Source organism: Burkholderia sp. Bp9012, assembly GCF_003853825.1.
Classification (GTDB): domain Bacteria; phylum Pseudomonadota; class Gammaproteobacteria; order Burkholderiales; family Burkholderiaceae; genus Burkholderia; species Burkholderia diffusa.
In genome coordinates this window covers 280,805-300,883 of sequence record NZ_QTQA01000005.1, presented here as the reverse complement: position 1 = coordinate 300,883, position 20,079 = coordinate 280,805, and the positions used below count along the sequence as shown (strand labels likewise).

Genomic DNA, 20,079 nt, shown 5'->3' with positions numbered 1-20,079 from the left:
CCTTCGTCATGCGCCGACTTCCACCCCTGCACGCGCTGCAGATCTTCTCGACGGTGGCCCGCCACCGCAGCTTCACGCGCGCGGCCGAGCAGCTGTGCCTCACGCAGGGCGCGGTAAGCCGGCAGATCCAGACACTCGAGGCGCATTACGGCTTTCCGCTGTTCAAGCGGCACGCGAAGGGCCTCACGCTGACGGCGGAGGGCGAGCAATTGCTGCCGGTGGTCAACGAGAGCTTCGCGCGGATCGAGGACATCTCGATGAAGCTCACGCGGCAGCGCACCGATCTCGCGCTGAAGGTGCCGACTTGCGTGATGCGCTGGATGCTGCCGCGCATCATGCGCTTCCAGGGCGAGCATCCCGAGCTCCACGTGCAGATCACGACCGCGTGGCAGCACATCGTCGATTTCTCGACCGAGCCGTTCGATGCGGCGGTCGTCTACGGTACGTCGCCGGGCGCCGGCGTGTTCGCGCTGCCGCTGTTCGACGAGCGCTTGACGCCGGTGTGCGCGCCCGAGCTGCGGCAGGCCGTGCCGCTCGATGCGGTCGGCGATCTCGCGCACCATACGCTGCTGCATCCGACGCGCGACCACCGCGACTGGCGCGCGTGGCTCGATCACGCGGGCGAACGCGCCGTCGACGCGGAGCGCGGGCCGACCTTCGACACGCTCGATCTCGCGACGAATGCGGCGATGCAGGGCTTCGGCGTCGCGATCGGCGATGTGACGCTCGTCGACGACGACGTCGCCGCGCGCCGGCTCGAACGGCCGTTCGACATCGTGCTCGAGACCGGCGCCCGCTATTTCTTCGTCTATCCGGAGAGCATCGGCAGCCAGCAGAAGATCCGCGCGTTCAGCGACTGGATCGCCTGCCATCGCGACTGACGCGCGACGTCTCCTGCAGCAGGCGCTACTGGTACGTCACGACGGCGATCATCGGCGCATGCGCGTTGCCCGCACGGTCAGGTAAAACGATTGCGCGCGAGGCCTGCGTAAAGGTCGTGGTCTTGATCGTGCGCAGGCTGGCCGCGTCGATGAACGCGACTTGCCCGCTCGCCGGGCGCGGGCAGTCGGGGCGCACGTGCGCGTGCGCGGCGTCGGCCGTGTCGAGTGCGAACGAACACGGCGGCTCGACGATCATGCCGGTGAAGTGGACGACGCCGGACGCGCCGGCGGCAAAAGACGAGGACGACGCCAGAAGCGAGGCAGCCAGGGCAAACGAGGCGGCAAACAGGCGATGCTTCATGACAGGCTCCAGAGAGGAAGCGCGTCGCAGCGGGGCCGCTCGAATGGCAGTCCGTCAACGCTGCGATGCTGTATGCGTAAACGGCAATTCCATTGGACCTCTTGAATGAAAGAACGGGAAATGACGGCAACGAGCAAATGACGCCGTATTCCTCCAATCAATTTATCTCAAATTTGTGCGGCCGCAAGTCAGGGTATTGCCGATGGCGTAAGCTCGCGGCAATCCGGCCAACGGACAGGGGTTTTGCAGGTGAATCGTTGAGAACTCAACGATTCGACGAGGGTGCGAATTGCGGGGTGCAGAAAGAAAAACGGCCGCTCGTGTGACGAGCGGCCGTTTCCGTATCGACGCGGGCGATGCGGCGGTCAGCCCGCGCGCTTGCGCACCGCGCCGACGATCACGAGCAGCACGATCGCACCGATGATCGACGCGATCCAGCCGGCGCCCTGGCCCGGCGCATACCAGCCGGCAGCGCGGCCGACGTAGCCCGCGACGAGCGAGCCGACGACGCCGAGCACGACGGTCATCAGGATGCCCATTTTGTCGTCGCCGGGCTTGAGCGCACGGGCGAGGAGGCCGACGATGAGCCCGACCACCAGGGTTTCGATGAATTGCAGCATGAACGTCTCCCTATAGCTGTTGAGCTGTTGACGAAAGGAAATGGACCCGCGCGGCGCGCGAGGGTTCCATTCGGCGTGCGTGCCGGTGCACTGGCGCACCGACGCACGGGGTGCCGAGTATCGCACGCCCGCGCGTCGCACTCATGTCAGGCGACCGGATCGAGGCGGCGGTAGCCTTCGGTCGCGCGCAGCAGCGTGCGCGTATAGTCGCGTGCGACCTGTCCGGCGCGCACGTCCTCGATCCGCAGCTGTTCGACGATCTCGCCATGCTGCATCACCGCGACGCGCTGGCACAGGAAGCCGATCACCGCGAGGTTGTGGCTCACGAGGATCATCGTCAGTTTGCGTTCGCGATGCAGGCGGCGCAGCAGGTTCAGGATTTCGGCCTGCACCGACACGTCGAGCGCGGACGTCGGCTCGTCGAGCAGCAACACGCGCGGCTCGACAATCAGCGCGCGCGCGATCGCGACACGCTGGCGCTGACCGCCCGACAGCTGGTGCGGATAGCGGAAGCGGAACGACGGGCCGAGCCCGACTTCGGACAGTGCGCGGGCGATGCGCGCGTCGGCGTCGTCGATCGCGTGGATCGACAGCGGCTCGCGCAGCGTCTGGTCCACCGTGAAGCGCGGATGCAGCGACCCGTACGGATCCTGGAACACCATCTGCACGTGGCGGCGAAATGCGCGATCGGGCGTGCCGCCGACGGGCCGCCCGTCGATCGACAGGCTGCCGCCCGCGAGCGGCACGAGGCCGGTCAGCGCGCGCAGCAGCGTCGACTTGCCGGAGCCCGATTCGCCGACGAGCCCGAACACCTCGCCGTCGCGTACCGCGAAGCTGGCATCGCGCACGGCGTCGACGTGACCCGTGCGGGTCGGGAAACGGATCGATGCGTGATCGACGTCGATCATCGTGCGGCCTCCTGCGGTATGTGAGCGGTCGGCGCGGGCGCAGCGGCGTCGAGCCACGCCGGATCGCGCCGCAGCACGGGCAGTTCGTCGGGCGGGTTGACGAGCGGCGGGTTCGCCGCGAGCAGCCCGCGCGTGTAGGGATGCGTCGCATCGCGCAGGTCGCGCGCGGCGCAGGTTTCGACCACGCGCCCCGCATACATCACCGCGACGCGATCGCAGAACGACATCACGAGCGGCAGGTCGTGGCTGACGAACATCAGGCCCGTGTTGTGCCGCGCGATCATCGCGTCGAGCACCGCGAGCACCTGCATCGACACCGCGACGTCGAGCGCGGAGGTCGGCTCGTCGGCGATCAGCAGGCGCGGGCCCGTCGACACCATCATCGCGATCATCACGCGCTGGCCCATGCCGCCCGACAGCTCGTGCGGATACGCATCGGCGACGCGCGCCGGGTCGCGGATCTGCACGGCCGCGAGCGCGTCGACGATCCGCTCGCGCAGTGCGTGGCCGCGCAAGCGCGGCTCGTGCCGCCGGAACGCTTCGCCCATCTGCTTCGCGACGGTCATCACCGGGTTCAGCGAATACTTCGGATCCTGCAGGATCATCCCCATCTGGCTGCCGCACAGGCGCCGGCGTTCGCTCGCGGACATCGCGAGCAGGTCCTGGCCCGCGAAGCGCATCGTGCGGGCCGACCAGCGCGCGGCTTCGGGCAGCAGGCCGAGCAGCGCGCGGCCCGTCAGCGACTTGCCGGAGCCCGATTCGCCGACGATGCCGAGCCGTTCGCCGGGCGCGAGCGTCAGCGACAGGTCGCGCACCGCGTCGGTGACGACGCCGTCGTGTCCGCGAAAGCCGATTTTCAGGCCGTCGATCTCGCAGAGCGACGCGGGCGCGGTGGTGGAATTCATCGGCATGTCATGCTCCATGGCGGGGATCGAAGACGTCGCGCAGCCCGTCGCCGAGCAGGTTGAATGCGAGGCTCACGAGCAGGATGGCGATGCCGGGCAGCGTCGCGACCCACCACGCGTCGAGCAGCACGTTGCGGCCCGACGCGACCATGAAGCCCCACTCGGGGCTCGGCGGCTGCGCGCCGAGGCCGAGAAAGCCGAGGCCCGCGACGGTGAGGATGATGCCGGCCATGTCGAGCGTCGCGCGCACGATCACCGACGACATGCACAGCGGCATGATGTAGCGCAGCAGGATCCGCGGGCCCGACGCGCCTTGCAGCCGCGCGGCGTGGATGTAGTCGGCCTGCGCGATGCGGATCGTCTCCGCGCGCGCGAGCCGCGCATACGCGGGCCACGCGGTGATCGAGATCGCAACGACCGCGTTGATCACGCCGGGCCCGAGCGCGGCCGCGAATGCGAGCGCGAGCACGATCTTCGGGAACGCGAGCGCGATGTCGGTGATGCGCATCAGCACGCTGTCGACGAAGCCGCCGCAATAGCCGGCCGTCGTGCCGATCGCGAGGCCGATCGGCACGACGATCACGACGACGAGCATCGCAATGCCGAGCGTGAGGCGAGAGCCCGCGATCATCCGTGAAAGGATGTCGCGGCCGAGCTGGTCGGTGCCGAGCCAGTGCGATGCGGAGCCGGGCGGCAGCAGCCGGTCCGACAGCACTTGGCGCAGCGGATCGTGCGGCATGATCAGCGGGCCGACGATTGCGACCACGATCAGCGTCACCAGGATCGCGAGCCCGAACAGGTTGAGCGGATTGCCCGCGAAACGGCGCCAGCGGCGGTAGGCGAGGCCGAACGCGGCCTGCGAGCGCGACGCGGGCGCATCGGAAAGCAGCCACGCGCGCAGCGTGAGAGGTTCGGCATTCATGGACGGGTGGCCTTCGGCATGGTCGGTGAAGGAAGCGGGATGGAAACGGTCATGTCGAAGCGGCCCTCAGCGCGCACGCGGATCGAACACACGGTACAGCGCGTCGGTCAGCAGGTTGACGGTGATGAACATCACGCCGATCACGAGCGTCGCGCCGAGCACGGCATTCATGTCGGCGTTCAGGAGCGCGCCGGTCAGGTACGAGCCGAGCCCCGGCCACGCGAACACGATCTCGGTCAGCACCGAGCCTTCGAGCAGGTTGCTGTACGTGAGCGCGATCACGGTGAGCAGCGGCACCGCGATGTTGCCGAACGCATGCCGCCAGATGACGCGCCGCTCGGACAAGCCCTTCGCGCGCGCGGTGACGATGTATTCCTGGCTCAGCTGGTCGAGCATGAACGAGCGCGTCATCCGGCTCAGGTACGCGACCGAGTAGTAGCCGAGGATCGCGGCCGGCAGCGCGATGTGCGACACCGCGTTGCGGAACACGTCCCACTCGCCCGCGAGCGCCGAGTCGATCAGCAGGCTGCCCGTGCGCGGGTCGACCATCCCGTCGTACACCGGATCGAGCCGGCCGGGGCCGCCGACCCAGTGCAGCCGCGCATAGAACAGCAGCAGCCCCATCAGCCCGAGCCAGAATACCGGCACCGAATTGCCGATCAGGCCGACGAAGCGTGCGATGTGGTCGATCGGCCGGTTGTGCTTCACCGCGGCCGCGACGCCGAGCGGCACGCCGATCGCGATGCCGATCACCGTCGCGATCGTCGCGAGTTCGAGCGTGGCGGGGAACACGCGCCTGATGTCGTCGAGCACCGGGTTCGACGTCAGCAGCGACATGCCGAGATTGCCGTGCAGCACGTCGCGCGCGTAGATCAGGAACTGCGTGACGAGCGGCTTGTCGAGGCCGAGCGCGATGCGCTCGGCCGCGTAGGCCTCGGCCGACGCGCGATCGCCGAGGATCGCGAGCACGGGATCGATCGGCACCTTGCGGCCGATCACGAACGTCAGCGCGAGCAGCCCTGTGAACGTGACGGCGAGCGTGAGCGCCCAGCGCAGCACGCGTAGCACCCAGCGCACGGCCGGGCGCCGCGCGGGCAGCGTGCGCAGTGCTTCGAGGGAGGAGGCGGGAGTCGACATGCGGCGAACCTTATTGCTTCTTCAGGTTACGGTACGACACGAGGTCGTTGATCGGCCCGACTTCGAGCCCGCTCACGCCGGGTCGCGTCGCGACCTGCGCGACCTTCTCGAACATGATCACGAACGGCGAGCGCGCGAGCATTTCCTTCTGCATCGCCTGGTACCGCTGCGCGCGTTGCGCGGCGGTCGGCTCGGCGAGCGCGGCGTCGGTTTCCTTCGTCAGTTGCGGAATGTCCCAGCTGTTGCGCCAGGCCAGCATCTTGTAGCTCGACTTGTCGGAGTTGTCGGGGTTCCATGCGAAACCCTGCGCGTTGCTGTGCGGGTCGATGTAGTCGGCCGACCATTCGCCGATGTAGATGTCGTGCTGGCGCGCGCGGTATTTCGCGAGCGTCTGCTTGTTGTCGCCGGGGATCAGCTGCACCTTGACGCCCGCCTGCGCGAAGTTCGCCTGCACGGCCTGCGCGATCTCCGTGTACGGATAGTCGTTGCGCACGTCCATCGTCACCGAGAAGCCGTTCGGCACGCCGGCCTTCGCGAGCAGCGCCTTCGCCTTCGCGACGTCGAGCTTGTACGGGTTCGCATTCAGCGTGCCGAGGAAGCCTTCGGGCAGGAAGGTCTGGTGCACCTTGTAGGTCGTCTTCACGACATTGGCCTGGAGGCCCGCATAGTCGACCAGCCACTTCAGCGCTTCCTGCACGTCGGGCTTCGCGAGCGTCGGGTTCTTCGTGTTCAGGCCGAGATACAGCAGCGTCGCCTGCGGCGAGGCCGTGACTTTCGCCTTGCCCGATTTCACGACCGACGCGAGATCGTCCGGGCTCAGGTCGCGCGCCGCGTCGACGTCGCCGTTTTCCAGCAGCAGTCGCTGGCTCGCCGCTTCGGGCACGTGGCGCAGCACGATGCGCTTCATCGCGAGCGGCAGACGGTAGCCGTCGAAGCGTTGCAGCACGATGCTGTCGCTGGGCGACCACTTGACGAGCTTGTACGCGCCGGAGCCGGCCTCGTTGGTCTTCAACCACGCGTTGCCGAAGTCGTTGCCCTGCTGGTGCGACAGCAGCAATTTCTTGTCGAGCACCGACGCGGGCCACGAGCCGAGCACGTTGAGCACGAAGGTCGGCGCGTATTTGTGATCGGTCGTGATCGACACCGTCTGGTCGTCCAGCTTCTTCACGTTCGCCACGACGTTGGCCTTCGTGAGCCCGATGCCGGTCAGCACCGCAGCCGGTCCCTTGTCGAGCAGCACCGCGCGCTGGATCGACCATGCGACGTCGTCGGCCGTCAGCGGGTTGCCCGAGTGGAACTTGAGGCCCGAGCGCAGCTTGAACGTATAGGTCAGGCCGTCGGCGCTCACCGTCCACGACTGCGCGACGTCGCCGTTGAATTTCGACGGATCGCGCAGGTCCACGCGCACGAGCCGGTCGTATGTGTTCGCGACGTACTCCTCGGGCACCAGCTCGTAGATTTCGCCCGGATCGAGCGTCGTGAATTCGTCGAGCAGCGTGGCCATCACGAACATGTCCTTCGGCGTTTCCGCATGGGCGGTGGAAAGCGGAACGGCGGCGAACAGGGACGCGGCGGCCAGCGCCGCGACGAGCCGGGAGGTCGGGAATTTCATGGGCGCTTCTCCATCTGTCGTTTGAGTCGTTGAACGTGAACCTGCATGAAAAAGGGGGCGTGCAGCATCGTTACATCAGGCGCCACGGGCCGCTCGCCGCGTTGTCGATCTGCGGCAGCGCATGCGAACCGGGCAGCTCGTAGTGCCACCACTCGCTGTCGATATGCGCGAAGCCGGCCGCATGCATGACGCCGAGCAGCAGCAGCCGGTTGCGTTGCACGTGCTCGGGCAACCCCGCGTGAAAGTGGCCCGACGCGGCCACCATCTCGTCGAAGCCGGTGCCCATGTCGAGCGGCTCGCCGTTCGCGCCGACGAGCGTCAGGTCCAGCGCGGTGCCGCGGCTGTGGTTCGACCCGCGGCCGAGATCGGCGACGAAGTTCGGATCCGGCAGGAAATCCCACAGCACCTGCTGCGCCTCCGGCGGCCGGTACGCGTCGTAGATGCGCAGCGTGAAGCCGGCCTGCGCGGCGACGTCGACCGCGCGGCGCAGCGCGGCTTCGGCCGGCTCGAGCAGCAGACAGTGCGCGTTGCGGTAGATCGGCTTGCCGGTCAGGTTGTGCTCGGTCGCGTAGACGAGATCGATCTCGATGCGATGCGTGGCGGGCGTGATTTCGACGAGACGGTGATGGTTCATCGGCGGTCCGGTTGACTCAGGATTCGAATTGGTCGAACGTGCGCTGCAGTTCGCGATTGCGCGCGACGCGCCGGTCGACCGCGGGACCGAGGCGGTCGACCACGGCGGTGATCAGCAGGTTGAACAGGCAGGTGAGCGGCGCGAGCGAATCCCAGAACTGGCCGACGTCGGTCTTCACCTGCAGCAGGTCGGCCGGCCATTCGCGCGCCCACGGGCAATACAGATCGGTGACGAGCGCGAACGGCTGGCCGCGTTCGGCGGCGGCCTGGCAATAGCGGCGCGCGCTGCGCGAATACGCGCGCGTGTCGGTGACGATGCAGTACGGCCGTTCGAACTCGGAATTCAGCGAATCGACGTACGAGCCCGACTGGCCGTCGGAATAGAACACGCGTGGGCGCAGGTATTCGAGATAGCTGCTGAACGCATTGCTGATGCCGCGAGTCGACTGGATGCCGAGGATGAATACGGCATCGGCATGCGCGATCCGGTCCGCGACCTGCGCGAACACCGGTTCTTCGGCGAGCCGGTACACGTGGCGGATCGCGTCGAGCTCGCGGTCGAGCGACGACGCGAGCGTGCCGCTGCTGCGATCGCTGTCGCCTTCGCCGGCGGTCGTTTGCGTGGCGGCGGCGCGGCGGTACTCGTCGAGGCGGTCGGTGATCATCCATGGGCGATCGCCGTCGCCACGCAGTTCGCGTTTCAGGTCGTCGAGATTCCGGTAACCGACGCTGCGCAGGAACCGCCCGACCGAAATGCCGCTGGTGCCGGTCTGCTGCGCGATCTGGTCGGCGGTTTCGAGGCCGAGCCGATCGAGGTTCGCGAGCATGTAGCTCGCGATACGCTTCGCGGTCGGCGTCAGATCGGCAAAGCGGGATTCGACGGTATGGGCGAATGCACAGGTCATCGGTCTGTTAGATCGTTGTCATTGGATGATTCTTTGACATCTATCTAACAAAGCCAAAATCATTGGCGCCAGCGAATAAAAACTATCGTTTGACAGGAGGTGATAGGGGTGGACGTGCGTGTCCAACGACAGGATCGCGATGGGCAACGGAGAAATTGTTCCAGTCACGCATATTTCGCGTTCATGCCTGACAGAGATAATTTGCCGGGGCGCTTCGCCGCGCGGCGCCTCGACGACATGCCGCGCGCTCGAAGCCGGGCACGCGAGCGTTCGACGCGTTGCCCATCGATTACTGCTGCATGTCCGACGTCTCGCGCAGCCGCCAGATCGCATTGCACTGCTGGCCGCCGAGGCTCGTCGAGCGCAGCGTGATGACGGTGCCGGCCGCGATCTGATACCAGAAATGCGTCATCAGTTCGGTGCCCTTGCGCTGCGCCTGTCCATCGATCAGCACCTCGCATCGCAGCGGCGACGGCGTGCCGGACGGATGCGTGACGTACACGTTCAGTCGCGCGATGTCGCGGGTCGCGGTCAACACGATCTCGTGGTTCGCGCTGCCGACGAGCATCGTGCCGCCCGGTTCGTCGATCGCCTGCAGGTACGCGCCCGCGCTGCGCTCGACCGCGGCGGAAGTGACGGTCAGCCCGGCAGAACGCACGAATCCGGTCGCGGCGATGCTGGCGGCGGCCGTGTCGGATGGCGACGGCGTGCCGTCCGACAGCGCGAACGGCACGCCGTCGCGCAATGCGGCGTCGACGTGGTTCGCGTAGTAGCGCCAGCGGTCGAGGAAGCGGATGTCGCCGGTCATGTGCAGCGCGCGGATCGGTTCGCCCTGATAGCGCAGCGTCGTGGTGCCGTTGCGCGCGTCGAACGATTCGTGAATGCCGTTCTTGCTGACGAAGTTCTGGACCGGGTCGAGCAACGCGGTTTCGCCGCGTGCGCCCCACAGGTGCAGGAACGTCGTGTCGATCCCGAAGCATTCCTGGAAGTCGGTGCCGATGCGGGCGACGCAGTCGCGCAGGTGCGCCGCGAAGCGCGCCCACGCGGTGGCCGTGCCGGCGACGAGCCCGGCCTGCAGCGCACCGCCGTGACGCGTCCGCACCTCGTCGACGACGAGGCGCCAATGCTCGTCGCGCCGCTCACCGATCAGCGGCGTGACCACGAACGTGCAGAACAGCGGGTCGGGGCACGCATACAGGCGATCGTCGGCGATCCGGGAGAACAGGTCGAAGGAGGGCGCGCAGAACCAGATGTCCGCGTCGTACAGCGCGAGTTTCGTGATGTGCGGATTGCGCGCGCAATAGCCGGCGGCCTTGATGAAGCGGCCGACCGGGAGCGCATGCGCGCTCGACGCTTCGATCACGTCGACCGACTGGCTTTCCAGGATGCGCCGCTTGTGCTCGGACAGCCCGTAGCCGATGACGGCCACCAGTCCGTCGTAACCCGTGTGCCGCAGCGACAGCAGGAACGGCACGAGCATCTCGTACCTCGCGCGGTTGTTGTCGTTGATCGCCACGCAGACCGCGTGCCCGTTCGAATGCATGGTGCCTCCCGTCGCGCGTGCGCGGCTCAATAGCCGACGTGACGCTCGCAGACGACCGCGCCGCAGCCGCGGCTGTCGTGATACGTGATGTGAAACTGCTTGTTGTCCCACAGCCATTGGAATACGGCCTGGTAGACGCCCGACGTGTTCATGTCGTGCAGCACGATCTTCTTGCGCGCGAGCGGGCCGAACCGGTTCAGTTCGGCGAGCGTCTGCTCGTACGTGTGCGTGGTGTCGATGAACAGCAGGTCGGATGCAAGCGGCTCCATCGCGAGATCGTCGGCGATCCTGAATTCGAAGTCGATCGCCAGTTCATTCGCCGCGTGCTTCAGCTCATCCTGGATGTGGAAATACTGATCGGTGATGTCGACCGACACCAGCCGCTTCGGCTGCGCGAGCATGAAGGCCGTCGTGGTCAGGCCGGTGAATACGCCCAGCTCGACGACGCTGTCGCATCCTTCCGCAGTGCGGGTGTAGAAGTCGAAGCGCGACGGGCTGTCGCCGAGCCAGCCGATCGGTTCGATCTTGTACTGGAGAAATTCCAGGCGCAGTTCTTGTAATGAGCGCATTGCGTGGTCCCCGAGCGAAGCATATTGGATGATGGATGCACCCGCGCGCCGGCGTCGCCGGCCGCGCGGGCAGCCGGCCTTATTTTGCCAGCGTCCGGTACGACACGAGGTCGTTGATCGGCCCGATCTCCGGCCCGGTCGTGCCGGGGCGCGTCGCGACCTGCACGACCTTCTCGAACATGATGACGAACGGCGAGTTCGCGAGCACGGCCTTCTGCAGCGCCTCGTAACGCTGCGCGCGCTTCGCGGGCGACGGCTCGACGAGCGCGGCCTCGGTGTCCTTCGTCAGTTGCGGGATGTCCCAGCTGTTGCGCCATGCGAGCATCTTCGTCTTCGACTGGTCGGAATTGTCAGGATTCCAGGCGAAGCCGCGCGCGTTGCTGTTCGGGTCCATGTAGTCCGGCGACCATTCGCCGATGAAGATGTCGTGCTGGCGCGCGCGGTACTTGCCGATCGCCTGCTTCGCATCGCCCGGAATCAGCTTCACGCGGATGCCGCCCTGCGCGAAGTTCGCCTGCAGTGCCTGTGCGATCTCGAGGTACGGATAATCGTTCGGCATGTCCATCGTCACGTCGAATCCGTTCGGCAAGCCGGCTTTCGCGAGCAGCGCCTTCGCCTTTGCGACGTTGAGCTTGTAGGGGTTCGAATTCAGCGTGCCGAGGAAGCCTTCGGGCAGGAAGGTCTCGTGCACTTTGTATGTCGTGCTGACGATGTTGCGCTGGATGCCGTCGTAGTCGACCAGCCACTTCATCGCCTGTTGCACGTCGGGTTTCGCGAGATTCGGGTTCTTCGTATTCAGGCTCAGGTACAGCAGCGCGGACACCGGCCACGACGCGACCTTGATCTTGCCGGCCTTGGTCAGCGAGGCGAGGCTGTCGGGGCTCAGGTTGCGCGCGGCGTCGACGTCGCCGTTTTCCAGCAGCAACCGCTGCGCGGATGCCTCGGGCACGTGGCGCAGCACGACGCGTTTCATCGGGTACGGCGCGCGGTACTTGTCGAAACGCTGCAGCACGATGCTTTCGTTCGGCGTCCACTTGACGAGCTGGTACGGGCCCGAGCCCGCGTCGTTGGTCTTCAGCCAGGCGCTGCCGAAATCGCTGCCCTGCTGGTGCGACATCAGCAGCTTCTTGTCGAGCACCGACGCCGGACACGCGCTCAGCACGTTGAGCACGAAGCTCGGCGCGTACTTGTGGTCCGTTTCGAGCACGAAGGTCTGCGGGTCGACCGCGCGCACCTTCTGCATCACGTTCGCCTTCGTGAGGCCGAGATCGGCGAGCACGCCGGCCGGGCCCTTGTCGAGCAGGATGGTGCGCTGCAGCGACCACGCGACGTCGTCGGCGGTGACCGGGTTGCCGGAGTGGAACGTGAGACCGGGGCGCAGCTTGAACGTGTAAGTGACGCCGTCGGCGCCGACCGACCAGGATTGCGCGATCTGTCCGTCGAAGCGCGTCGGGTCCTTCAGGTCGACCCGCACGAGCCGTTCGTAGGTGTTCGCGACGTACTCGGACGGCACGAGCTCGTAGATTTCGCTCGGATCGAGGGTCGTGAATTCGCCGAGCTGGGTGGCGACGACGAAGATGCCGGGCGGCGTAGCGGCCTGCGCCGGCAGCGCCGGAACAAGCGCGGCGAGCGCGGCGCTGACGAACAGCCGGGACAGCAGGTGCTTCATGCGGGCTCCGTGGAAAGGGAATCGTGGTGCGATTCTCTCATCGACGGCGGCCCGGATGAAAAAATTCGACGGACGCGCATGACGGCGCCCGGGTGACGTGGCTTGCGGGCCGGGCGGAGCGCCCGGCGCCGGTGGCGGTCAGATCACGCAGCGCGCGATCGCGAAGCGCATCGCTTCCTCGGCCGGCTCGCTGCCCGAGCCGCGCACGACCTTGACGACGGACCCGTTGCCCGACGGCGTGAGCGTGACGAAATACGAGCGCGACCCGACGGTGATGTCGGTCACGCCGTTGTGCTGCGATTGCGCAGTGTCGGACAGGCGGCTGTCGAGGCAGTTGGCGATCGCGTGGGCCGGGCGCGCGGACGACACGTAGATCATCGGTGCCGAGCCGGACGCGGCCGAATCGGACGAGGGCGCCGAGCCGCAGGCGGCGAGCAGGGCGGCGGGAAGGAGCAGCAGGAATCGTTTCATGATCGGGATCGTCGTGTGTCTCGTGTCGAGGCTGGGGCGCGGGGTACGCGAAACGCGGAGCTTCGCGACGAAACCGCCGGAATCGTGCCGTTGTTGACGGTCGATGCGGGTGGCGGCTGACGTCGAAGTATACCTGCGGCACTTGACGCGAACGGCCTGCTGAAACGATTCGATACAACAACAAGCACCCGCTGCCGCACGGCGGCAGCGGGCGTTTCAAGCGATGGCGAATCGACGCTTGCCGGCGTTACTGGCCGATCTTGTGGCTGACCGCGTTTTCCTGCTGGTTCAGCACGTGCTTTTCGCTCTGCGTAATGTGACCGCGATCCTGCGCGGCCATGTCCCGCTCTTCCTGGCGGATTTTTCGGTCGTCACGGTGCAGGCGCGCGGCCTGGGCGTGCGACATCTCGCCTTCCTTCACTTCGTGACGGATCCGGCGATTCTGGTTGGCGAGGCGCTGGTTGACCTCCTCGCGGCGCGGATGCGCTTGCTGCCACGGCGTTTCGGCGAACGCGGTGCCGGTCAGTACCGACATCAGGGTGGCGGCGATCGTGAGATGGCGGGTAAGGGCTCGCATGACGTTTTCTCCTGTCGTTGCGCGTCACGAAACGTGCGCGCTTGTGGAAAAAACGCTGTGCGCCCCCCGGCTGTTGACGTTTCCGGCTGTATCGATTGCAAGTCTTCATTACAGCGGCCAGGCCGGCCGAGCGTGCGTCGCGCGTCGGCAGCGTCGGCCCGTCAGGTGAGCCGATACGCGGGGCTCGGCGTCACTTCGGCCGGCAGCGGTTCGCGGTTCAGTTCGAGCAGCGTTCGCTCGATCGTTCGCGTCATTGCATCGAGCGCGAGCTGGTTCGGTCCGTCGCCGAACGGCTCGGCGATCGCATGCGCGATCGCGTCGAGCGCGATCAGCGTATAGGCGACGAACACGGTGACGAACGGTGTCGCCGCGCCGATCGAATCGACGAGACCGAACGGCAGCAGCACGCAGTACGCGTAGATGGTCCGGTGCAGCAGCACGTCGTACGAGAACGGGATCGGCGTCGAGGCGATGCGCTCGCAGCCGCTCACCATCGACACGAGATCGTCGAGGCGCACGTCGAGCATCCACAGCCGGGTATCGGCGAGATGGCCCGCGTCGGCGCGCGCGGCGAATGCTTCGCGCAGTTCATGGACGATCGCGATCGGTGCAAACCGGGCGGCGACGATGCGCGTATAGGTCGCGCCGTCGAGCAGCGTGCGCAGGTCCGCCGCCGGATCGGTGCCGCGCAGCTGATGCTTCAACGCATGGACGAACGCGACGACCTTGCGCACGAACGCCTGCCGCGCAGCGTCGTCGCCGTCGATCGCGCCGTAGCAGAGCGCCTGCGACACCAGCGTGCGCGTGGCGGTCAGCACGCCGCCCCACAGCTGCCGCCCCTCGCGATAGCGTTCGTAGCTCGCGTTGTTGCGAAACCCCGCGAAGATCGCGAGCGTGAGGCCGATCAGCGTGAACGGCGTCGGATTCAGCGGCACCTTCTCGCCGAGCAGGCGGCCGCCGCCCCATACCGCGACCAAGCTGATCGCGAGCGTCAGCGCGAGCTGCGGCAGGATGGTCGGCAGTACCGATCCGTTCCAGACGAGCAGCATCCGCAGCCAGTGCTCGCGCGGCCGAACGATCATCGCGGCGCTCCGTCAGGCAGCGGCCGACGCCGGCGCGGCCGCGCGATGCAGCAGCACGGGCACCGACTTCGACGTCGGCGTGTTGCACACGTCGCCGACGCTGTCGAGCGGCACCAGCGGGTTCGTTTCGGGGTAATACGCACCGATGCAGCCGCGCGGGATGTCGTATTCGACGAGCAGGAAACCGTCCGCGCGCCGCTCGATGCCGTCGTGCCACACGGTTTCCATGTCGACCCATTCGCCGGCCTTCAGGCCGAGCATCGCGAGGTCGTCGCGGTTGACGAACACCACGCGGCGCTGGCCGAATACGCCGCGATAGCGGTCGTCGAGCCCGTAGACGGTCGTGTTGTACTGGTCGTGCGAACGCGTCGTCATCAGCGTCATCAGGCGCTCGCCGTGCAGTGCGCGGGCGCGCTGGATCGGCGTGTCGGTCGGCAGCGCATGTGCGATGAAGTTCGCCTTGCCCGTGGGCGTCAGCCATTCGCGGTCGCGCGACGCGACGCGCAGGTGGAAGCCACCCGGCCGCGCGATGCGCGCGTTGTAGTCGTAAAAGCCGTCGACGGTCGCCTCGATCGCGTCGCGGATCTTCGCGTAGTCGTCCTTGTACGCGAGCCAGTCGATCTTGCCGCTGCCGAACAGCGCATGGCCGATGTGCGCGACGATCGCGGGCTCCGACATCAGGTTCGGCGACGCCGGCTTGTTCATCCCGTACGACACGTGGACCATGCTCATCGAATCCTCGACCGTCACGCCCTGCGCGACGTTGTCCTGCAGGTCGATCTCGGTACGGCCGAGCGTCGGCAGGATCAGCGCGTCGCGGCCATGAATCAGGTGGCTGCGGTTCAGCTTCGTCGTGATGTGGACGGAGAGGTCGCAGCGGCGCATGCCTTCCCACGTGCGCGGCGTGTCGGGCGTCGCCATCGCGAAGTTGCCGCCGAGACCGATCAGCACCTTCACGTGGCCTTCGAGCATGCCTTCGATGGTTTCGACGACGTCGTAGCCGTGATGGCGCGGCGGCTCGAAGTCGAACACGTGGCCGAGCCGGTCGAGAAACGCCTGCGACGGTTTTTCCTCGATGCCGACCGTGCGGTTGCCCTGCACGTTCGAGTGGCCGCGCACCGGGCACAGGCCCGCACCGGGGCGGCCGACGTTGCCGCGCATCAGCATCAGGTTCGTCAGCATCTGCACGGTCGCGACCGAATGCTTGTGCTGGGTGATGCCCATGCCCCAGGTCGCGATCACGCGCTCGCTGCGTGCATAGCGTTGCGCGAGGCCGTCGATCTGCTCGTACGGCACGCCGCTTTCGGCCGTCAGCGCGGACCAGCTTTCGTTGCGCAGATCTTCGGCGAACGCATCGAAGCCGGCCGTGTGCTCGCCGATGAACGCGGTGTCGAGCACACGCGGCGCACCGGCAGCGCGCGCGGCGTCGTCGAGTTCGAGCACGCGCTTCGCCATCCCCTTGATCAACGCGAAATCGCCGCCGATCGTCGGCTGGATGAACGTCGACGCGATCTTCGTGCCCGACATCGTCAGCATCTCGAGCGGGCTTTGCGGATCGGCGAAGCGTTCGAGTCCGCGTTCCTTCAGCGGGTTGATCGACACGATCGTCGCGCCGCGCTTCGCGCATTCGCGCAGCTCGCCCATCATCCGCGGATGGTTGGTTGCCGGATTCTGGCCGAATATGAGCAGCATATCCGCGTGCTCGAAATCGTCGAGCGTGACGGTGCCCTTGCCGACGCCGACCGACGCCGGCAGCCCGCGGCTCGTCGCCTCGTGGCACATGTTCGAGCAGTCGGGGAAGTTGTTGGTGCCGTACAGCCGCACCAGCAGCTGATACAGGAACGCCGCCTCGTTGCTCGCGCGGCCGGACGTGTAGAACGCCGCCTGGTTCGGGTCCGGCAGCGCGCGCAGGTGGCGTGCGATCAGCGCGAACGCGTTGTCCCACGCGATCGGCACGTAGCGGTCGGTCCGCGCGTCGTACACCATCGGGTCGGTCAGGCGGCCGTGCTGTTCGAGTTCGAAATCCGACTGTTCGAGCAGCTCGGCGACGGTGTGCGCGGCGAAGAATTCGGGCGTCACGCGCTTGCTCGTCGCTTCGGCGGCCACGGCCTTCACGCCGTTCTCGCAGAATTCGAACGTCGAGGCATGCTGGCGGTCGGGCCACGCGCAGCCCGGGCAGTCGAAGCCGTCCGGCTGGTTCTGGCGCAGCAGCGTGCGGTAGTTGCCGCCGGCGACCTTTTCCTTGATCAGGTTGATCGTGACGGCTTTCAGCGCGCCCCAGCCGGCGGCCGGGTGGGTGTACGGTTCGATGCGCGCGGCGGCGGATTTCTTTTTCATGATGCGTGTGTCGGGGTCGATGCACGGAGAGTACGCGCAGTGTTCCGGCCGCTGTGTGTACACCTTTCGTCTTCGAAAAAGAGTACAGTTGCGGCCAATCAGGCAGTGCGGACCGCAACTGTGTTGTTGAAGGGACGTTGAAAGGGAGGCGCGTGAAGCGTTACGAACAACTGGCCGATGATCTGCAGGCGCAGATCGAGCGCGGCGTGTACCGGCCCGGCGAGCGGATTCCGTCGGTGCGCCAGGCGAGCCGGCAGCAGCAGCTCAGCGTCACGACCGTGCTGCGCGCGTATCTCGTGCTCGAGAGCCGCGGGCTGATCGAGAGCCGGCCGCAGTCGGGCTATTTCGTGCGGGCGCGGGCCACGGCGCCGGCGGAGGCCGAGCTGCACGTGTCGGCGCCGGCCGACGAGCCGTCGGCGGTGGACGTGAGCCGGCTCGTGCTGTCGACGCTGCGCTCGATCGCGCGCGACGACGCGGTGCCGCTCGGTTCGCCGTATCCCGACGCGTCGCAGTTCCCGGTGCAGCGTCTTGCGCGCTACGCACAGGCGATCGGCCGGCGCCGCACGCGCTGGGGCGTGATCGACGACCTGCCGCCAGGCAACCAGGAGCTGATCCGCCAGATCGCGCGGCGCTACGCGGAGCGCGGGATCCCGGTCGAGCCGGGCGAGATCGTGATGACGATCGGTGCGACGGAGGCGATCAACCTGTGCCTGCAGGCCGTCGCAAAGCCCGGCGACACGATCGCGGTGGAGTCCCCGACGTTCTACGCGATGCTGCACGCGATCGAGCGCATGGGCATGCGTGCACTCGAGGTGGCGACCCATCCGGGCGACGGCATCGATCTGGACGCGCTCGAACGGATCCTCGCGCGCGAGCGCATCGCCGCGTGCATGGTGATGCCGAATTTCCACAATCCGCTCGGCTTCCAGATGCCCGATGCGCGCAAGCGCGCGCTCGTCGAGCTGCTCGCGAAGCATGACGTGCCCGCGATCGAGAGCGACGTCTATCACGAGCTGCATTACGGCGACACGACGCCGAGTGCGCTGAAGTCGTACGACCGCGACGGGCTCGTGCTGCATTGCGCGTCGTTCACGAAGAGCCTGTCGCCGCGCTACCGGATCGGCTGGGCGATGCCCGGCCGCTACCGCGACCAGGTCGAGAAGCTGAAATTCCTGAACACGCTCGCGACGCCCGCGATCGAGCAGCTCGCGATCGCCGAATACCTGAAGCACGACGGCTACGATTTTCATCTGCGGCGGATGCGCAAGCAGTATGCGCAGCAGGCGAGCCTGATGAGCGCGATGGTGCGGCGCTTCTTTCCGGAAGGCACGCGATTGTCGCAGCCGCAGGGCGGGTATGTGCTGTGGGTCGAGCTGCCGCCGCAGGTCGACGCGATGAAGCTGTATGCGCTCGCGCTCGCGCAGGGGATCACGATCGGGCCCGGCCACATGTTCTCGGCGACCGCCGATTACCGGCACTTCATCCGGCTCAACTACAGCTATCCGTGGTCGCGGCAGATCGAGGATGCGCTGAAGGTAGTGGGGCGGCTCGCATCCGAGTGCGCGGGGCGGTGAGCGGCGCCACGCGCGCTCGGATGCCGGCAGCGACCCGTTGCAGGCCGCCGCGGCAAGCACTATCGCGCGTGCAGCGCCGGCATGTCGGCTTGCGCCGCGCCGGCCATCCGGCGCATGTCGAAGCCCGACGGATGCTGGTACACGCGCAGCCCGAATTCCGGCAGCACCGCGATCAGGTGATCGAACAGGTCGGACTGGATCGCCTCGTAGTCGACCCAGGTCGTCGTGTCGGTGAAGCAGTACAGTTCGAGCGGAATGCCCTCGGCCGTCAGCGGCAACTGGCGCGCCATGCACGTCATGTCGCGGCGGATCCGCGGATGGCCCTTCAGGTAGTTCGCGACGTACGCGCGGAACGTGCCGAGATTCGTGAGCTGACGGCGGTTCGCCTGGCATTCGCCGGCGGCACCGAGCGTGCCGTTCCATTGCGCGATCGCGTCGACTTTGTCTTCCAGGTAGTCCTTCAGGAGCGTCAGGCGTTCGAGCCGTTCGATCTCGTCGTTGCCGAGAAAGCGCACGCTCGTCGCGTCGACGAACAGCGCGCGCTTGATGCGGCGCCCGCCGGCCTCGGTCATCCCGCGCCAGTTCTGGTAGCTTTCGGTGATCAGCTTCCAGGTCGGCACCGTGATGATCGTGTGATCGAAGTTCGCGACCTTGACCGTGTTCAACGTGATGTCGATCACGGTGCCGTCCGCGCCGGCCGACGGCATCGTGATCCAGTCGCCGATCCGCAGCATGTCGTTCGACGACAGCTGCACGCCGGCGACGAGGCCGAGCAGCGTGTCCTTGAAGATCAGCATCAGCACCGCCGACATCGCGCCGATGCCCGACAGCAGCAGACCGATCTGCTTGCCGGTCGCGTCGCCGATCACGACGAGCGCGGCCGTGATGAACATCACGAGCTTGACGAGCTGCATCGCGCCTTTCAGCGACAGGCGCGGCTGGTCGCGCCGGCTCGTGCGATGCGTGTGCTCGAGCGCGGACAGCGTCGCGCTGATCGTCATCGACACCAGGAACACGATCAGCGCGAACAGCGCCTTGTCGGCGGTTTGAGCGGCCACGGCGGGGATGCCGGGCACCGCGCCGAGCCCGAGCTTGATCACGACGAACGGCACGATGCGGTTCAGCCACTTGAATGCGCCGAACTCGAACAGCGCGTCGTCGATGCGGGTGGCCGACAGCCGCGCAAGACGCGCGACCACGCGGAACAGCAGGAAATGGGCGGTGGCCGTGATCGCGCCGGCGGCGGCGAGCAGGATGAGGATGCCGACGAGCGGCGCAAACCAGGATTCGTTCAGGGTCATAAGGGCAGACAGGGTCCTTCTCGTGCGTTGAATCTGCGCCGCGATGCGGCGCGCGCCCGCTGAAGGGCACAT

The 20,079-nt window shown here is 67.0% G+C and carries 19 protein-coding genes; 2 read left to right on the top strand and 17 right to left on the bottom strand.

Features of this window, described 5'->3' with window-relative positions; all coding sequences use genetic code 11:
• The first annotated feature begins 8 nt into the window (after positions 1–8).
• Entirely contained in the window at positions 9–881 is an 873-nt protein-coding gene (locus DIE11_RS09385) for a LysR substrate-binding domain-containing protein (RefSeq protein WP_059607168.1), read from the top strand.
• Positions 882–906: 25 nt separating this feature from the next.
• Here the strand turns inward: DIE11_RS09385 and DIE11_RS09380 are convergent, their stop codons facing one another.
• The 16 genes from DIE11_RS09380 to DIE11_RS09300 all read right to left on the bottom strand — a co-directional run bounded on the left by DIE11_RS09380 (position 907) and on the right by DIE11_RS09300 (position 17,132).
• Positions 907–1,242 carry a type 1 fimbrial protein gene (locus DIE11_RS09380; protein WP_124623085.1) on the bottom strand — a complete coding sequence of 112 codons (336 nt, stop codon included), beginning with the start codon at positions 1,240–1,242 and terminating at the stop codon, positions 907–909.
• Positions 1,243–1,607: 365 nt separating this feature from the next.
• The gene (locus DIE11_RS09375) at positions 1,608–1,862 is read right to left on the bottom strand and encodes a GlsB/YeaQ/YmgE family stress response membrane protein (RefSeq protein ID WP_057924918.1); all 255 of its coding nucleotides are present in this window, start codon (positions 1,860–1,862) and stop codon (positions 1,608–1,610) included.
• 146 nt (positions 1,863–2,008) lie between these two features.
• Positions 2,009–2,770: an ABC transporter ATP-binding protein gene (locus tag DIE11_RS09370; protein ID WP_124623083.1), complete on the bottom strand. Its 762-nt coding sequence runs from the start codon at positions 2,768–2,770 to the stop codon at positions 2,009–2,011.
• Positions 2,767–3,681, bottom strand: coding sequence for an ABC transporter ATP-binding protein (locus DIE11_RS09365; protein WP_124623081.1), 915 nt, complete (start codon positions 3,679–3,681; stop codon positions 2,767–2,769). Before DIE11_RS09365 ends, DIE11_RS09370 begins: the two co-directional genes overlap by 4 nt.
• 1 nt (position 3,682) lies before the next feature.
• Positions 3,683–4,597 (bottom strand): nickel transporter permease, encoded by a 915-nt coding sequence (gene nikC / locus DIE11_RS09360; protein ID WP_059607176.1) that lies wholly within the window; start codon positions 4,595–4,597, stop codon positions 3,683–3,685.
• A gap of 66 nt (positions 4,598–4,663) precedes the next feature.
• Positions 4,664–5,734: an ABC transporter permease gene (locus tag DIE11_RS09355; protein ID WP_124623079.1), complete on the bottom strand. Its 1,071-nt coding sequence runs from the start codon at positions 5,732–5,734 to the stop codon at positions 4,664–4,666.
• Positions 5,735–5,744: 10 nt separating this feature from the next.
• Positions 5,745–7,346, bottom strand: coding sequence for an ABC transporter substrate-binding protein (locus tag DIE11_RS09350; protein ID WP_059607180.1), 1,602 nt, complete (start codon positions 7,344–7,346; stop codon positions 5,745–5,747).
• Between the two features lie 70 nt (positions 7,347–7,416).
• Complete coding sequence (ddpX, locus tag DIE11_RS09345; RefSeq protein ID WP_059607182.1) at positions 7,417–7,980, bottom strand: D-alanyl-D-alanine dipeptidase; 564 nt, start codon at positions 7,978–7,980, stop codon at positions 7,417–7,419.
• A 16-nt stretch (positions 7,981–7,996) separates the two neighbouring features.
• Positions 7,997–8,884, bottom strand: a complete 888-nt coding sequence (gene sapR, locus DIE11_RS09340) for a sap1 transcriptional regulator SapR (protein WP_124623077.1) — start codon at positions 8,882–8,884, stop codon at positions 7,997–7,999.
• A gap of 289 nt (positions 8,885–9,173) precedes the next feature.
• On the bottom strand, positions 9,174–10,427 hold the full coding sequence (locus DIE11_RS09335; protein ID WP_124623076.1) for a hypothetical protein: 1,254 nt from the start codon (positions 10,425–10,427) through the stop codon (positions 9,174–9,176).
• Between the two features lie 26 nt (positions 10,428–10,453).
• Positions 10,454–10,996: a class I SAM-dependent methyltransferase gene (locus DIE11_RS09330; protein ID WP_124623074.1), complete on the bottom strand. Its 543-nt coding sequence runs from the start codon at positions 10,994–10,996 to the stop codon at positions 10,454–10,456.
• A gap of 79 nt (positions 10,997–11,075) precedes the next feature.
• Positions 11,076–12,665: an ABC transporter substrate-binding protein gene (locus DIE11_RS09325; protein WP_124623072.1), complete on the bottom strand. Its 1,590-nt coding sequence runs from the start codon at positions 12,663–12,665 to the stop codon at positions 11,076–11,078.
• Positions 12,666–12,803: 138 nt separating this feature from the next.
• A complete protein-coding gene (locus DIE11_RS09320) occupies positions 12,804–13,136 on the bottom strand; it encodes a sugar ABC transporter ATPase (RefSeq protein WP_124623176.1) in 333 nt (110 codons plus the stop codon).
• Positions 13,137–13,383: 247 nt separating this feature from the next.
• Positions 13,384–13,713, bottom strand: coding sequence for a hypothetical protein (locus DIE11_RS09310; RefSeq protein WP_059607190.1), 330 nt, complete (start codon positions 13,711–13,713; stop codon positions 13,384–13,386).
• Positions 13,714–13,874: 161 nt separating this feature from the next.
• A complete protein-coding gene (locus tag DIE11_RS09305) occupies positions 13,875–14,795 on the bottom strand; it encodes a bestrophin family protein (RefSeq protein ID WP_124623071.1) in 921 nt (306 codons plus the stop codon).
• A 12-nt stretch (positions 14,796–14,807) separates the two neighbouring features.
• Positions 14,808–17,132, bottom strand: coding sequence for an FdhF/YdeP family oxidoreductase (locus tag DIE11_RS09300; RefSeq protein WP_124623068.1), 2,325 nt, complete (start codon positions 17,130–17,132; stop codon positions 14,808–14,810).
• Positions 17,133–17,284: 152 nt separating this feature from the next.
• Between DIE11_RS09300 and DIE11_RS09290 the strand changes: the two genes are divergently transcribed.
• Positions 17,285–18,706, top strand: coding sequence for a PLP-dependent aminotransferase family protein (locus tag DIE11_RS09290; protein WP_124623064.1), 1,422 nt, complete (start codon positions 17,285–17,287; stop codon positions 18,704–18,706).
• A 59-nt stretch (positions 18,707–18,765) separates the two neighbouring features.
• Here DIE11_RS09290 and DIE11_RS09285 read toward each other — a convergent pair whose 3' ends face one another.
• On the bottom strand, positions 18,766–20,007 hold the full coding sequence (locus tag DIE11_RS09285; RefSeq protein WP_124623062.1) for a mechanosensitive ion channel family protein: 1,242 nt from the start codon (positions 20,005–20,007) through the stop codon (positions 18,766–18,768).
• Between the last annotated feature and the right edge of the window lie 72 nt (positions 20,008–20,079).

Excerpts from the sequence above, each read along its gene's own strand:
- DIE11_RS09385 (WP_059607168.1), top strand. The coding sequence starts at position 9 with ATGCGCCGACTTCCACCCCTGCACGCGCTGCAGATCTTCTCGACGGTG.
- DIE11_RS09380 (WP_124623085.1), bottom strand. The coding sequence starts at position 1,242 with ATGAAGCATCGCCTGTTTGCCGCCTCGTTTGCCCTGGCTGCCTCGCTT.
- DIE11_RS09375 (WP_057924918.1), bottom strand. The coding sequence starts at position 1,862 with ATGCTGCAATTCATCGAAACCCTGGTGGTCGGGCTCATCGTCGGCCTC.
- DIE11_RS09370 (WP_124623083.1), bottom strand. The coding sequence starts at position 2,770 with ATGATCGACGTCGATCACGCATCGATCCGTTTCCCGACCCGCACGGGT.
- DIE11_RS09365 (WP_124623081.1), bottom strand. The coding sequence starts at position 3,681 with ATGCCGATGAATTCCACCACCGCGCCCGCGTCGCTCTGCGAGATCGAC.
- nikC (WP_059607176.1), bottom strand. The coding sequence starts at position 4,597 with ATGAATGCCGAACCTCTCACGCTGCGCGCGTGGCTGCTTTCCGATGCG.
- DIE11_RS09355 (WP_124623079.1), bottom strand. The coding sequence starts at position 5,734 with ATGTCGACTCCCGCCTCCTCCCTCGAAGCACTGCGCACGCTGCCCGCG.
- DIE11_RS09350 (WP_059607180.1), bottom strand. The coding sequence starts at position 7,346 with ATGAAATTCCCGACCTCCCGGCTCGTCGCGGCGCTGGCCGCCGCGTCC.
- ddpX (WP_059607182.1), bottom strand. The coding sequence starts at position 7,980 with ATGAACCATCACCGTCTCGTCGAAATCACGCCCGCCACGCATCGCATC.
- sapR (WP_124623077.1), bottom strand. The coding sequence starts at position 8,884 with ATGACCTGTGCATTCGCCCATACCGTCGAATCCCGCTTTGCCGATCTG.
- DIE11_RS09335 (WP_124623076.1), bottom strand. The coding sequence starts at position 10,427 with ATGCATTCGAACGGGCACGCGGTCTGCGTGGCGATCAACGACAACAAC.
- DIE11_RS09330 (WP_124623074.1), bottom strand. The coding sequence starts at position 10,996 with ATGCGCTCATTACAAGAACTGCGCCTGGAATTTCTCCAGTACAAGATC.
- DIE11_RS09325 (WP_124623072.1), bottom strand. The coding sequence starts at position 12,665 with ATGAAGCACCTGCTGTCCCGGCTGTTCGTCAGCGCCGCGCTCGCCGCG.
- DIE11_RS09320 (WP_124623176.1), bottom strand. The coding sequence starts at position 13,136 with ATGAAACGATTCCTGCTGCTCCTTCCCGCCGCCCTGCTCGCCGCCTGC.
- DIE11_RS09310 (WP_059607190.1), bottom strand. The coding sequence starts at position 13,713 with ATGCGAGCCCTTACCCGCCATCTCACGATCGCCGCCACCCTGATGTCG.
- DIE11_RS09305 (WP_124623071.1), bottom strand. The coding sequence starts at position 14,795 with ATGATCGTTCGGCCGCGCGAGCACTGGCTGCGGATGCTGCTCGTCTGG.
- DIE11_RS09300 (WP_124623068.1), bottom strand. The coding sequence starts at position 17,132 with ATGAAAAAGAAATCCGCCGCCGCGCGCATCGAACCGTACACCCACCCG.
- DIE11_RS09285 (WP_124623062.1), bottom strand. The coding sequence starts at position 20,007 with ATGACCCTGAACGAATCCTGGTTTGCGCCGCTCGTCGGCATCCTCATC.